This window comes from Pseudomonas sp. MONT-RG-20F-20-E-7-02, assembly GCF_022662395.1.
GTDB lineage: Bacteria > Pseudomonadota > Gammaproteobacteria > Pseudomonadales > Pseudomonadaceae > Aquipseudomonas.
The window spans coordinates 834736-847050 of the sequence record NZ_JAKNQN010000002.1; the positions used below are offsets into that span (position 1 = coordinate 834736).

The 12315-nt window shown below is 63.4% G+C and carries 11 protein-coding genes and 2 riboswitches; of the genes, 5 read left to right on the forward strand and 6 right to left on the reverse strand.

The annotated features are described in order from the left end of the window. Positions 1–192: 192 nt before the first annotated feature. The 4 genes from L8I05_RS08800 to cobW form a co-directional block, all read right to left on the reverse strand. Positions 193–801: a VWA domain-containing protein gene (locus tag L8I05_RS08800; RefSeq protein WP_242168422.1), complete on the reverse strand. Its 609-nt coding sequence runs from the start codon at positions 799–801 to the stop codon at positions 193–195. 53 nt (positions 802–854) lie between these two features. Next, complete coding sequence (locus L8I05_RS08805; RefSeq protein WP_242168320.1) at positions 855–1853, reverse strand: AAA family ATPase; 999 nt, start codon at positions 1851–1853, stop codon at positions 855–857. Positions 1854–1978: 125 nt separating this feature from the next. Continuing rightward, on the reverse strand, positions 1979–5740 hold the full coding sequence (gene cobN, locus L8I05_RS08810; RefSeq protein ID WP_242168322.1) for a cobaltochelatase subunit CobN: 3762 nt from the start codon (positions 5738–5740) through the stop codon (positions 1979–1981). A 3-nt stretch (positions 5741–5743) separates the two neighbouring features. Further along, positions 5744–6808 carry a cobalamin biosynthesis protein CobW gene (gene cobW / locus L8I05_RS08815; protein WP_277931700.1) on the reverse strand — a complete coding sequence of 355 codons (1065 nt, stop codon included), beginning with the start codon at positions 6806–6808 and terminating at the stop codon, positions 5744–5746. A gap of 92 nt (positions 6809–6900) precedes the next feature. Further along, positions 6901–7101, reverse strand: a riboswitch (cobalamin riboswitch). A gap of 161 nt (positions 7102–7262) precedes the next feature. On the opposite strand from cobW, the gene L8I05_RS08820 reads away from it, so the two are divergent. The 5 genes from L8I05_RS08820 (at position 7263) to cobM (ending at position 10440) form a co-directional block, all read left to right on the forward strand. Next, positions 7263–7940 (forward strand): hypothetical protein, encoded by a 678-nt coding sequence (locus tag L8I05_RS08820; RefSeq protein ID WP_242168324.1) that lies wholly within the window; start codon positions 7263–7265, stop codon positions 7938–7940. An 85-nt stretch (positions 7941–8025) separates the two neighbouring features. Continuing rightward, positions 8026–8232, forward strand: a riboswitch (cobalamin riboswitch). A 94-nt stretch (positions 8233–8326) separates the two neighbouring features. Continuing rightward, positions 8327–8515 (forward strand): CbtB-domain containing protein, encoded by a 189-nt coding sequence (locus L8I05_RS08825; RefSeq protein ID WP_177015734.1) that lies wholly within the window; start codon positions 8327–8329, stop codon positions 8513–8515. Between the two features lie 11 nt (positions 8516–8526). Continuing rightward, the gene (locus tag L8I05_RS08830; RefSeq protein ID WP_242168326.1) at positions 8527–9234 is read left to right on the forward strand and encodes a CbtA family protein; all 708 of its coding nucleotides are present in this window, start codon (positions 8527–8529) and stop codon (positions 9232–9234) included. Further along, positions 9231–9623 (forward strand): cobalamin biosynthesis protein, encoded by a 393-nt coding sequence (locus tag L8I05_RS08835; RefSeq protein WP_242168328.1) that lies wholly within the window; start codon positions 9231–9233, stop codon positions 9621–9623. The genes L8I05_RS08830 and L8I05_RS08835 overlap by 4 nt, the downstream gene beginning before the upstream one ends. Positions 9624–9693: 70 nt before the next feature. Continuing rightward, positions 9694–10440: a precorrin-4 C(11)-methyltransferase gene (gene cobM, locus L8I05_RS08840; RefSeq protein ID WP_242168330.1), complete on the forward strand. Its 747-nt coding sequence runs from the start codon at positions 9694–9696 to the stop codon at positions 10438–10440. A gap of 193 nt (positions 10441–10633) precedes the next feature. Here cobM and nfuA read toward each other — a convergent pair whose 3' ends face one another. Both nfuA and L8I05_RS08850 read right to left on the reverse strand, forming a co-directional pair. Beyond that, entirely contained in the window at positions 10634–11218 is a 585-nt protein-coding gene (gene nfuA / locus L8I05_RS08845; RefSeq protein WP_017136914.1) for a Fe-S biogenesis protein NfuA, read from the reverse strand. Between the two features lie 59 nt (positions 11219–11277). Then, entirely contained in the window at positions 11278–12300 is a 1023-nt protein-coding gene (locus L8I05_RS08850) for an acyltransferase (RefSeq protein ID WP_242168332.1), read from the reverse strand. Positions 12301–12315 lie beyond the last annotated feature (15 nt).

A 12315-nucleotide genomic window follows, 5' to 3' on the forward strand; every position in this document is an offset into this window, starting at 1 on the left:
ATAAGTCACGGTGGAGGAGAAAATCCGTTTTCAGCTGCCGTTTTGGATCGGGTGTGCTGGGCGCCGCAAAAAAGCAGGCGCAGCCGCAAGCCTGGAGAGGCTTCCGACAGGCTTGGAAAATTAAGGGATTTGGCAGGCGGGGGGTGACATGGGAAGCGGGGACAAGCGGGAATCAGGCAACGTTCAGTTTTTTTACGACGACACGCTGTCGATATGCCGATAGTCCAGGTTCAGCTCACGCGCCAGCTGGGTGGCACGCCCGAGTTTGATCGGCCCGCGTTCGATATCCACCAGCAGCCCGGGGCAATCGAGCAGCGGTAAACCGGCGATATTCTTGAGGCGCCCATCGGTAATTACCAGCAGACGCTGTTGCTCGGCGGGATAACGCTGGCGTCGCGCTTGCAGCCACTGCCCGGCCTCGGACAAGGCCGCCAGCAACGGCGTGCCGCCGCCCGCACCGAGCCGGGACAGCCAACCGGTCAGACCTTGGGCGGCCTTCAAACCCTGCACCTGCCAGGTGGGCGCTTGCCCGCTGGCGGTGAGTAACGCCATGCGCGCGCGTTGCCGGTAAGCATCGTCGAACAACTGGGCGAGCAAGCCTTTGGCGTCAGTCAACGCGCCATGGCGCCGGGTGGACGCCGAGGCATCCACAATCACCAGCCACAGCTCATGGGCCGCGCGACTGCGCAGGTGGTAGAGCAAATCCGCGCGGCTGCGCGGCCGACCGCCAAGCAAGGTGCCCGGCCAGTTGATCGCACCGTGTTTGGCGCTGCGCGCCTTGCCGTGCCTGCCGTTGTCCAGTCGCCCCAGCTTGGGCCGGGCATCCGCCCCCGCGTCAGGTCGAGGGCGAATGCCTAGGGCTTTTTTGGCCAGGTGGGTACTTCGCGGCGTGCGCCCGTGGGCAAGGCCGGCGCCGGCATGTCGCCCCACTGGCCCTGACCGGGTGACGTGTCTGAAGGCTGGGGCGCCTGGCCTTGTTTGGGCGGACTCGACGGCGGGTTTTGCGCTTGGCGGCGGTGGCGCAAGGCAAATTCGGCCACCGCTTCGATGTCTTCTTCGGCGATGGCGGCAGCACCGCGCCAGGCCGCATGGGCGCGTGCGCCACGCAACCACACGAGGTCGGCGCGCAAGCCGTCGACGCCAGCGGCGAAACAGCGCTCGGTGATCTGCGCCAAGGCCTGGTCATCCAGCTCAATGCTCTCAAGCCGCGCCCGCGCCTGGGTGCAGCGCTCGCGCAGGGCGGCTTGTTGCTCGGCCCATTGGGTGCAAAACGCGGCCGGGTCAGTGTCAAAATCCAGGCGCCGACGGATGATTTGCCCACGCTCGGCAGGCAGGGTGTGCCCACTCAACGCCACGTTAAAACCGAAGCGGTCGAGCAGTTGCGGGCGTAACTCGCCCTCCTCCGGGTTCATGGTGCCGATCAGCACGAAGCGCGCCGAGTGACGATGGGAAATGCCATCGCGCTCGATCAGGTTGGTGCCGCTGGCGGCCACGTCCAGCAGCAGGTCCACCAGGTGATCGGGCAGCAAATTGACTTCATCGACGTACAGCACGCCGCCATCGGCCTTGGCCAATACGCCGGGCGAGAATTGCGCACGGCCTTCGCCCAGTGCGGCGTCCAGGTCCAGGGTGCCGACCAGGCGTTCTTCGGTGGCGCCCAGCGGCAGGGTGACGAACTGACCGCTGGCGAGCAGATCCGCCAGGCCTCGCGCCAGGGTGGACTTGGCCATGCCGCGCGGGCCTTCGATCAGCACGCCGCCGATTTTGGGGTCGATGGCGGTCAGGCATAGCGCGAGTTTTAACTCGTCGGCGCCGACCACGGCGGACAGCGGGAAATGTGGAATGTCGGTCATATTCAACTCTAAATGGATCGTTCCCACGCTCCCGCGTGGGAACGCCTTACTGGACGCTCTGCGTCCGCTCTTGTGACGCAGAGCGTCACGGGCTGCATTCCCACGCAGAGCGTGGGAACGATCGGTCAGCTGTCTTCTTCTATGTCCATTAACAGGTTTTCCAATGCCTCGCGATACGCGCCCGGCTCCTGCCACAGGCCGCGTTGCTGAGCTTCGAGCATGCGCTCGGTCATGTCGCGCAGCGCCGCGGGGTTGTGCTGCTGCACAAAGGCGCGGGTGTCGGGGTCGAGCAGGTAAGCGTCGGCGAGCAAGGCGTATTGGTGATCGTCGATCAGCGCGGTGGTGGCGTCGAAGGCGAACAGGTTGTCCACGGTCGCCGCCATCTCGAACGCACCTTTATAGCCGTGACGCTTCACGCCGTCGATCCACTTGGGGTTGGCGGCGCGGGAACGGATCACCCGGTTCAGCTCTTCCTTCAAGGTGCGGATCTTCGGCAGGTCGGGCTGGCTATGGTCGCCATGGTAGCTGGCGGCCTTGTCGCCACTCAGGGTTTCCACGGCGGCGAGCATGCCGCCCTGGAATTGATAGTAGTCGTTGGAGTCGAGCAGGTCGTGCTCGCGGTTGTCCTGGTTCTGCAACACGGCCTGCACCTGGCTCAAGCGCTGGGCAAACTGGTCACGGGCGGCAGTGCCTTCATCCGAGCCGCCATAGGCGTAGCCGCCCCAGTTCAGGTAGACCTCGGCCAAATCCTCGCGACTCTGCCACAGGCGCCCGTCGATTGCGCCCTGCACGCCCGCGCCATACGCCCCCGGTTTGGCGCCGAAAATACGCCAGCCGGCCTGTTTGGCGGCGGCGTCTTCGTCCAGGCCCGACAGGCGCAGGGCTTCGCGCTCGCTGCGCACCTTGGCGGCCAGCGGGTTCATGTCATCCGGTTCATCCAGGGCCGCCACCGCCTGCACCGCCGCGTCGAACAGGCGGATCAGGTTGGCGAAGGCATCACGGAAAAATCCGGACACCCGCAGCGTCACGTCAACGCGCGGCCGGTCCAGCAAGCTGATCGGCAGGATCTCGAAGTCATCCACCCGCTGGCTGCCCGTGGCCCACACCGGGCGCACGCCCATCAGCGCCATGGCCTGGGCGATATCGTCGCCGCCGGTGCGCATGGTCGCGGTGCCCCACACCGACAGGCCGAGCTGGCGCAGGTGGTCGCCATGATCCTGCAAGTGCCGCTCAAGAATCAGGCTGGCGGATTGAAAGCCGATACGCCAGGCCGTGGTGGTGGGCAAATTGCGCACATCCACGCTGAAGAAATTGCGCCCGGTGGGCAGCACATCCAGACGCCCACGGCTCGGCGCACCGCTGGGGCCAGCCGGTACGAAGCGACCGCTCAAGGCATCCAGCAACCCGCGCATTTCCGCCGGCCCGCAGGCGTCCAGGCGCGGCGCAACGACAATGCGCAGGCTCTCGATCACCGACTTCACGTCGTGCCAGCCCGGCTCTTCCAGCTGTTCAATCGGCCCTTCCAACGCCTGCTCGATCAAGCGCGCGGCATACAACTCCAGGCGCTCGCGGGTATCGCCCGCCGTGCGCCAGAGCTGCGCATCGATGTTCTGCAACACCTGCGGGCGGCGCCCGGTCCAGGGTTCGGCCAGGGCGCAATCGAGTGGGTCGAAGCCCAGCTCGAAGGCCTTGGCCAACACCCGCAGCAAGCTCGATTGCGGGCCACGGCCATCGCCGCGCGGGATGCGCAGCAAGGCCAGCAAGGTGTCGATGCGCAAACGGCCTTCGGGCGACTCGCCAAAGATATGCAGGCCGTCGCGGATCTGCGACTCCTTCAAATCGCACAGGTAAGTGTCCAGGCGCGGCAACCACACGGCCGCGTCGGCGTCGTTGTCGAGTTCAAGCTCCTGGTCGATACGGGTTTCGCGCACTAGCTTGAGAATGTCTTTTTGCAGTTCAAGGGCGCGGCGCGGGTCGAGCAGTTGCGCCTCGTAATACTCGTCCGCCAACAGCTCCAGGTTACGCAGCGGGCCGTAGGTTTCGGCGCGGGTCAGCGGCGGCATCAAGTGGTCGATGATCACCGCCTGGGTGCGGCGTTTGGCCTGGGCGCCCTCGCCCGGGTCGTTGACGATAAACGGGTAGATATTCGGCAGCGGCCCCAGCAGTGCATCGGGCCAGCAGTTTTCCGACAGGCCCACGCCTTTGCCCGGCAGCCATTCAAGGTTGCCGTGTTTGCCCACGTGGATCACACCGTGGGCGCCATAGGTGTGGCGCAGCCAGAAGTAAAACGCCAGGTAGCCGTGGGGCGGCACCAGGTCCGGGTCGTGGTACACCGCACTGTGGTCGACCTGATAACCGCGTGCCGGCTGGATGCCGACGAAGGTCAGGCCCAGGCGCAGGCCGGCGATCATCATGCGGCCGTCGCGGCACATCGGGTCGTTGTGCGGGCTGCCCCAGCGCGCCAACACGGCTTGGCGATTGGCTTCGGGCAGGCGCTGGAACATCGCCTCGTAGTCGTCCATGCCAAGGCTTTGATGGCAGGGGCGCAGGTCAAGGCTGTCGAGGTCGTTGGTCACGCCGCCGAGCAGTTCATGGATCAGGGCGGTGCCGCTGTCGGGCAACTCCGTGGGCACCGGGTAACCTTCAGCGTGCAGCGCGCGCAGGATATTCAGCGCCGCCGCCGGCGTGTCCAGGCCCACGCCGTTGCCGATACGGCCGTCGCGGGTCGGGTAGTTGGCGAGGATCAGTGCGATGCGTTTTTGCGCATTCGGCACCCGCGCCAGTTCGACCCAGCGCCGCGCCAGCTCGGCAACGAAATCCATGCGTTCGGGCGCGGCGCGGTAGCACACCACGTCGGATTGGCTGCGTTCACTGCGCCAGGCCAGGTCCTTGAAGCTGATCGGGCGGCTGATAATGCGCCCATCCAGCTCCGGCAAGGCAATGTGCATTGCCAAGTCGCGCGGGCCGAGGCCTTGTTCGCTGGCTTCCCAGCCGGGCTGGTTGTCCTGGGCGCAAATCGCCTGGATCACCGGGATATTGCGGCGAAACGGGCGCAAATGCGGCGCTTCGGGGCTGGATTGGGCAAAGCCGGTGGTGTTCAGGATCACCGCCGCCTGCACGTCATCCAACAGGTCCTCGACCACCGCGAGGCAGCCGGGCTCTTTCAAACTGGCCACCGCCATCGGCAACGGGTTAAGGCCCGCTGCCTGCAAGCGCTGGCAGAACACGTCGATAAAACCGGTATTGGCCGCCTGCAAGTGCGAGCGGTAGAACAGCACCGCTGCCACGGGCCAGTCGGCATTCCAGTCCGCCTGCCAATCGTTCAGTCGAGCGTTGGCGTTGTGCGGGTGGTAAATCGCGGTGCGCGGCAGGGTTTGCGGCTCGGCCCAGGCGTAATCGCGGCCCAAGCAGGTGCTGGCCAGGCAGCGATAAAAATCCAGTGCGTTGCCCAGGCCGCCTTGGCGCAGGAAGTGCCAGAGGCGGTCGCGCGCCTCCTCGCCCACGGTACTCAGACGGCTGAGTTCCGGGTCCGGGCGGTCATCGCCGGGCACCAGGATCAGTTGCACGCCGCGCTCGGCCAACTCCACCAGGCGCTCGATGCCGTAGCGCCAATAACCGATGCCGCCGTGCAGCGAAATCAGGATGACCCTGGCGTGGCGCAATACCTCATCGACGTACAGGTCGACCGAGGCATGGTTTTGCACCTGCATCGGGTTGGCCAGGCGAAAACTTGGGTAATCGTCGGGCAGCTGTTGGGCCGCCTCGGCGAGCAGCGCCAGGCTGGAGTCGCCGCTGCACAGGATCACCAGTTCAGCGGGGGTTTGGCCTAAGTCGGCAATATTGTCGTCGGAGACAAAACCACCGGGCTGGGTCCTGAGCAGGTGCATGGGTTAAACGCTGAGGGCGGCGCGCAGTTGCGCTTCGAGGCCCACCGCATCCAGCTCCTGGCCGATCAGCACCAGGCGCGTGATGCGCGCTTCGTCGGCGCCCCAGGCACGGTCGAAGTGTTTGTCGAACCGCGTGCCCACGCCCTGGATCAACAGGCGCATCGGCTTGTTCGGGATCGCGGCGAAACCTTTGACGCGCAGGATGCCGTGCTGCACCACCAGTTGAGTCAGGGCGTCGAGCAGCAGGGCTTCGTCAGCTTGAGGCAGGTCGATGGAGATGGAGTCGAAGGCATCGTGATCGTGATCATCGTCGTCACCGTCATGGTGATGATCGTGATGGCTGTGGCGGCCGTCGATGTGCTCTTCGGAGCCGGCGCCCAGGCCGATCAGCACGTCCAGTGGCAGGCGGCCGCTGCTGGCTTCGATGATCTTCACCGCTGGCGGCAGTTCTTGGGCGACTTCCAGGCGCACGCGGGCCAGGTCTTCAGGGCTGATCAGGTCGGATTTGTTGAGGATCACCAGGTCGGCGCTGGCCAGTTGGTCGGCGAACAGCTCGTGCAGCGGCGACTCGTGGTCCAGGTTCGGGTCGAGTTTGCGCTGGGCGTCGACCTGGTCCGGGAAGGCGGCGAAGGTGCCGGCGGCCACAGCCGGGCTGTCGACCACGGTGATGACCGCGTCCACGGTGCAGGCGCTGCGGATTTCCGGCCACTGGAAGGCTTGAACCAGCGGTTTAGGCAGGGCCAGGCCGGAGGTTTCGATGAGGATATGGTCGAGGTCACCGCGACGGGCAACCAGTTCGCGCATGACCGGGAAGAACTCTTCCTGCACGGTGCAGCACAGGCAGCCGTTGGCCAGTTCGTAGACGCGGCCGTTGGCTTCTTCTTCGGTGCAACCGATGGAGCACTGCTTGAGGATTTCACCGTCGATGCCCAGCTCGCCGAATTCGTTGACGATCACGGCGATGCGACGGCCCTGGGCGTTGTCGAGCATATGGCGCAGCAAGGTGGTTTTGCCCGAGCCGAGAAAGCCGGTAACGATGGTGACGGGGAGTTTGGCCAGTGTTTTCATCGGATGCCCTTTGGGGCGGGCATACGGGACGAGGGGCCCTGCGGCGGCGCGCAGAAGCGGATTTCGTCACCGGATCACCCCGCCCGGTTGAATTGGAAAATCGGTTGCGAGGCAGGTCTCCTGGCTTGGGGCTTGCGGGTCTTGCGACCGGCGCTGGCTGCGCCTTCCCGCCGTATTGGCAGTGGCGTGGCAGTCAGTTGAACCCTTCACAGTTGCGGGGGCAGCCGCGGCTTGGACCGCGTTCCCTTCTTAGCTTCGGCGTGGGCCGAAGAACCTCGAAGGTGCAAGGCTACGCAGTGCAGGGAAACGGGTCAATGTTGATTGATACACGGACCGGGACGCTCGCCGCCAAGCGGGTTGAAATACTTCCAAATCTTTTCAACGGAATGCACCCGGAACGCAATCAATGCAATGGGCACATAGAAGCGACACTCACCCTAAAATGGAAATAATCATGTCGCTCTCAATCTCCCCCTCTGTCAATTCACATTTGCCCGTCTCTCCCCTCACCCAACAAGCAGCGCCAACAACTGCAATTTGGAGAGAGCCTATTAGCCAACTCCAGCCACGGGAACTGGCGCAAGCGCTGCAAACCTATTTTGATGCCATGATCGACCCGCGCTTCGGCGAGACTATTACCAAAGCGTCCCTCCAGCGAGTGGCAGATGGACTACCGCTGAACGGGGTGCCCCCCACACAAACGCAGATCGAGATCGCCCAGGAAGTATTGAAGCGTAAAGACCTGTTCCAGCAGTTGGACTTCACCAGCGGTAAGGACGGTAAAGTCAGTCGAGACGATCTCGCAACTGAAACAGGTAACTTCCAATACCTGAGCGATCAAGCACTGATCACCCTGGTTGGCAAAAATTTCAATGAGTACGGCGGCGGCGACACATATGTGAACTTCACCGAGTTGCGAGAAGCCGCCGGTGAACTGCCAAGCGCCCAAAAATTTAGTCCGCAGGCGCGGGGGGTCGCTCAGGAACTGCTCAAGCGCACAGAGTTGCTGGACCGGTTGGATATCGGCGTAGGCTTTTTGGGGTTCGCAGGCACACAAGATCAGCGCTTCGATCTGCGCAACGTTGAGTACACACGCATGCACAGCTCTCCCCAATCCCGTTACCCAGACTGATCGATTCACCCCGTTGGCCGACAGCGGCTCCCGAATGTCGAGAGCCGCAAACCTCTATTTGACGCCTATCCCCCGCCCATGCTCTCCTACACATCTTGTTTCGGGTGCCCTTCACAGGGTGAAACGGGAAACCGGTGAGTCATGCCTGCGTGACGAGTCCGGTGCTGCCCCCGCAACGGTAAGCGAGTGAAACGTCAGATCCACTGTGCCTTTTACGGCATGGGAAGGCGATGTTTTCAAGACCCAGCGTCCCTCGCAAGCCCGGAGACCGGCCCGAAAAATCACATAACAAACCCGCGGTGGGCGGGCGCTGTTCAGACTCTGCGTGCCTGGCTCGCGGGGTTTTCATGCGCTCGTTTCACCCTGACACCCTGAAGGGACGCGCCATGTCGATCATCAGCAGCACCTCGCACGCCACCAGCAGCACCGCCACCTTGAGCCAACGCCTGACCGCCGCCATCGGCGCGTCGATCCTCGGCGCGTGCCTGGTGTATTTCGCCGGCTTCTCGCACATCGAGGCAGTGCACAACGCCGCCCACGATACCCGCCACAGCGCCGCGTTCCCGTGCCACTGAGACCTGCCGACATGATCAAGCGTATCGCCCAAACCGCAGGTTTCACCGGCTTGCTGGCCGCCCTGCTGCTGACTCTGCTGCAAAGCTTCTGGGTCGCCCCGCTGATTTTGCAGGCGGAAACCTATGAGAATGCCCCCGCCGCCGCCGAAGTCGTGCCCCATGCACACGCTGATGGCGCCGCTGCCCACACCCACGATGCCCAAGCCTGGGAACCTGAAGACGGCTGGCAGCGGGTGCTGTCCACCACCGGCGGTAACCTGGTGGTGGCGGTCGGTTTCGCCCTGATGCTGGCCGGCCTCTACACCTTGCGCGCGCCAACCCGCACGGCTCAAGGGTTGCTGTGGGGCCTGGCCGGTTACGCGACGTTTGTGCTGGCACCGACCCTGGGCCTGCCACCGGAATTGCCGGGCACCGCTGCCGCCGACCTGGCACAGCGGCAGATCTGGTGGATCGGCACCGCAGGTTCCACGGCTGCCGGTATTGCGCTGTTGGTGTTCGGTCGCAACTGGCTGCTGAAAATCCTCGGCGTGGCGATCCTGGCCGTGCCCCATGTGATTGGCGCGCCGCAGCCTGAAGTGCATTCGATGCTGGCCCCGGAAGCCTTGGAAGCGCAATTCAAAATCGCCTCGCAATTGACCAATGTCGCCTTCTGGCTGGCCTTGGGCCTGATCAGCGCCTGGCTGTTCCGCCGCAACCGTGACACTCACTACTCGGCATGACCTTGGTGGTCGGCATGGGCTGCCAGCGCGGCTGTGATGTTCACACCCTGCTGGGCCTGTTTGACGCTGCCCTCGCCGAGGGCGGCATCGAGCGCCAGCGCATTACTGCGCTGGCCAGTATCGACCGCAAGCGAGATGAACCGGGGCTGCTCGCCCTGGCGCAGGTGTTGAACTTGCCATTGCAGTGTTTCAGCGCCACGCAATTGGCCGTGTTTGAACCGCGCCTGAGCCACAAATCCGCGCTCGCGTTTGCTCACACCGGCTGTTATGGCGTCGCCGAGAGCGCCGCACTGGCCCTGGCGGAACAGCTCTGCCATGGCCCTGCCCGCCTGCTGATCACGCGCAAAAAAGTCGCCCAGGCCACCTTTGCATTAGCCTGCGCCGACTAAAAACCCGATAATCGCCCTTCTCGATCATGAGCAATTTTCATGCTCGCCCGTTTTTCAACAGGAATTCCCCATGACCGTCTACTTCATCGGCGCAGGCCCCGGCGACCCGGAATTGATCACCGTCAAAGGTCAGCGGCTGATCCGCAGTTGCCCGGTGATCATCTACGCCGGTTCCTTGGTGCCGGCAGCAGTGTTGGAAGGTCATCAGGCGGAACAGGTGGTCAACAGCGCCGAATTGCACCTGGAACAGATCATTGAGCTGATCCAGGCCGCCCACGCCAAGGGCCAGGACGTTGCGCGCGTGCACTCCGGTGACCCAAGCCTGTATGGCGCGATTGGCGAGCAGATTCGTTATTTGCGCGAGTTGGGCATACCGTTCCAGATCATCCCGGGCGTCACGGCGGTGGCGGCGTGTGCGGCGTTGCTGGAGACGGAGCTGACCCTGCCGGATATCGCGCAAAGCGTGATCCTGACCCGCTATGCGGATAAAACCAGCATGCCGGCCGGTGAAGACTTCGACAGCCTGGCGCGCCACGGCACGACCATGGCGATTCACTTGGGCGTCAACCACCTGGACAAGATCGTCGCCGAGCTGCTGCCGCATTACGGCGCAGACTGCCCGATTGCCGTGGTGCACCGGGCGACGTGGCCGGATCAGGATTGGGTGGTGGGTACGCTGAGTGATATAGCCGAGAAGGTCGCGGCTAAAGGTTTTCGGCGGACGGCGCTGATTGTGGTCGGGCGCGTGCTGGCGAATGATAGCTTCAGTGAATCCTCGCTGTACCGTGCAGGCCACGCGCACCTCTATCGCCCCTGAATGTGGGAGCTGGCTTGCCTGCGATGGCGATGTGTCAGTCGGTAATTCTCTTGGCTGGCTTATCGCTATCGCAGGCAAGCCAGCTCCCACAGTTGATCCTGTTTGGCAGGAATACCGCGCAAGGCACTGAATTTAAAGCATAAAAAACGGCGCTCACGGGGCGCCGTTTTTTTGTTCGCAGCGAACACCTTACTCAGTAGTAGGCGTTTTCTTTCTGCGTGTGGTCAGTCACGTCACGTACGCCCTTGAGCTCGGGAATGCGCTCGAGCAGGGTGCGCTCGATGCCTTCGCGCAGGGTCACGTCCGCCTGGCCGCAGCCTTGGCAGCCGCCGCCGAACTTGAGGACGGCGATACCGTCTTCGACCACGTCGATCAGGCTGACCTGGCCGCCGTGGCTGGCCAACCCTGGGTTGATCTCGGTTTGCAGATAGTAGTTGATGCGCTCGTTGACCGGGCTGTCGGCGTTGACGTTCGGCACCTTGGCGTTGGGCGCCTTGATGGTCAACTGGCCGCCCATGCGGTCGGTGGCGTAGTCGACCACGGCGTCGTCGAGGAAGGCTTCGCTGAAGTTGTCGATGTACGCGGTGAAGCTTTTCAGCCCCAGGGCGGTGTCTTCAGGCTTCTCTTCCCCGGGCTTGCAGTAGGCGATGCAAGTCTCGGCGTATTGGGTGCCGGGCTGGGTGATAAAGACGCGGATGCCGATACCCGGGGTGTTCTGCTTGGACAGCAGATCAGCCAGGTAATCGTGGGCGGCGTCGGTAATGGTTATGGCAGTCATGGAAACTCCTCACAGGCTTGCCGCCAGTTTACGCCAAATTATTACCCAGATACAAAGTCCTAGTATTTTTGTCGGGATAAATTCGACCGTTCGTCGCCATCAAACCAGCCTTTAAGCAGACGATAACTGCCCTGCTCAAGCCATCGGTAGCTGCCCAGGGCGCCCAGGCCGATGATGACCACGCACATGGCCAGCACCGCATACGGGTTAAGGCCGTAGCGCTGGGCAACATAGCCACCGGCCGAGAGCACCAGCACGTGCAGCAAATACACGGAATACGAGCAGTCCCCCAGCACTTTGAGCAACCGATTGTTCGCGAAGAACCGCTCCAGCGCCATGCACGCAACCACCAGCACCGCGCTGGGCAAGCCCCAGGTCAAGGCGCGCGGCGATGCCGGCCAATGATAGATGGCCAGCAGTGCAGCGGCGATGCCGAGTAGCGGCAACCACACGCCCGGCCGGATCCAACCCTGGCGGTACAGCATGCCAATGCCGATGCCCAGCAGGAATTCGACGACAATGTCCGAGCGATAGAACGTGCTGATCCAGCCAAACGAGGTCCAGGCCTCGCACACCGCGAACAGCAACGCCGCAACCACCAACAGTCGCCACTGCCGACGAAACAACAGCGCCCAGGCAAACAGCAGGTAGAAGAGCATCTCGTAGTTGAGTGTCCAGCCGACATTAAGGGTCGGGTACACACCATAGCCACCGGGATTTTCCGAGGGAATAAACAACAGCGACATCAGCACATGGGCGGCATCGACGCTCTGGTCCGGCAACATTGGCCGGGCGACCACCACCAGCAACGCCATCAACAGCGTGTAGAACCAGTACGCGGGCACGATGCGCAGCAGGCGGTACAACAGGAAGCGCCAGGGTGGCAGGTCCTTGTCCTGGGTAGACAGGAAGATCACCAGGCCGCTGATGACGAAAAACACATCCACGCCCGCAGCGCCCTTTTCCACAAATAATCTTCCCAAGGCGGTATCCGCCTTGAAACCGAAGAAAATCTGCATAAAGTGGTGCCCTACCACTGTCCAGGCCGCCAACGCGCGCAGCGCCTGTACCGAGATCAACATCGTCCGCCACCCTTC

What these genes read in the sequence shown, in the direction of transcription:
- L8I05_RS08805 (WP_242168320.1), bottom strand. Translation starts at nt 1,853, where the DNA reads ATGACCGACATTCCACATTTCCCGCTGTCCGCCGTGGTCGGCGCCGAC.
- cobN (WP_242168322.1), bottom strand. Translation starts at nt 5,740, where the DNA reads ATGCACCTGCTCAGGACCCAGCCCGGTGGTTTTGTCTCCGACGACAAT.
- cobW (WP_277931700.1), bottom strand. Translation starts at nt 6,808, where the DNA reads ATGAAAACACTGGCCAAACTCCCCGTCACCATCGTTACCGGCTTTCTC.
- L8I05_RS08820 (WP_242168324.1), top strand. Translation starts at nt 7,263, where the DNA reads ATGTCGCTCTCAATCTCCCCCTCTGTCAATTCACATTTGCCCGTCTCT.
- L8I05_RS08825 (WP_177015734.1), top strand. Translation starts at nt 8,327, where the DNA reads ATGTCGATCATCAGCAGCACCTCGCACGCCACCAGCAGCACCGCCACC.
- L8I05_RS08830 (WP_242168326.1), top strand. Translation starts at nt 8,527, where the DNA reads ATGATCAAGCGTATCGCCCAAACCGCAGGTTTCACCGGCTTGCTGGCC.
- L8I05_RS08835 (WP_242168328.1), top strand. Translation starts at nt 9,231, where the DNA reads ATGACCTTGGTGGTCGGCATGGGCTGCCAGCGCGGCTGTGATGTTCAC.
- cobM (WP_242168330.1), top strand. Translation starts at nt 9,694, where the DNA reads ATGACCGTCTACTTCATCGGCGCAGGCCCCGGCGACCCGGAATTGATC.
- nfuA (WP_017136914.1), bottom strand. Translation starts at nt 11,218, where the DNA reads ATGACTGCCATAACCATTACCGACGCCGCCCACGATTACCTGGCTGAT.
- L8I05_RS08850 (WP_242168332.1), bottom strand. Translation starts at nt 12,300, where the DNA reads ATGTTGATCTCGGTACAGGCGCTGCGCGCGTTGGCGGCCTGGACAGTG.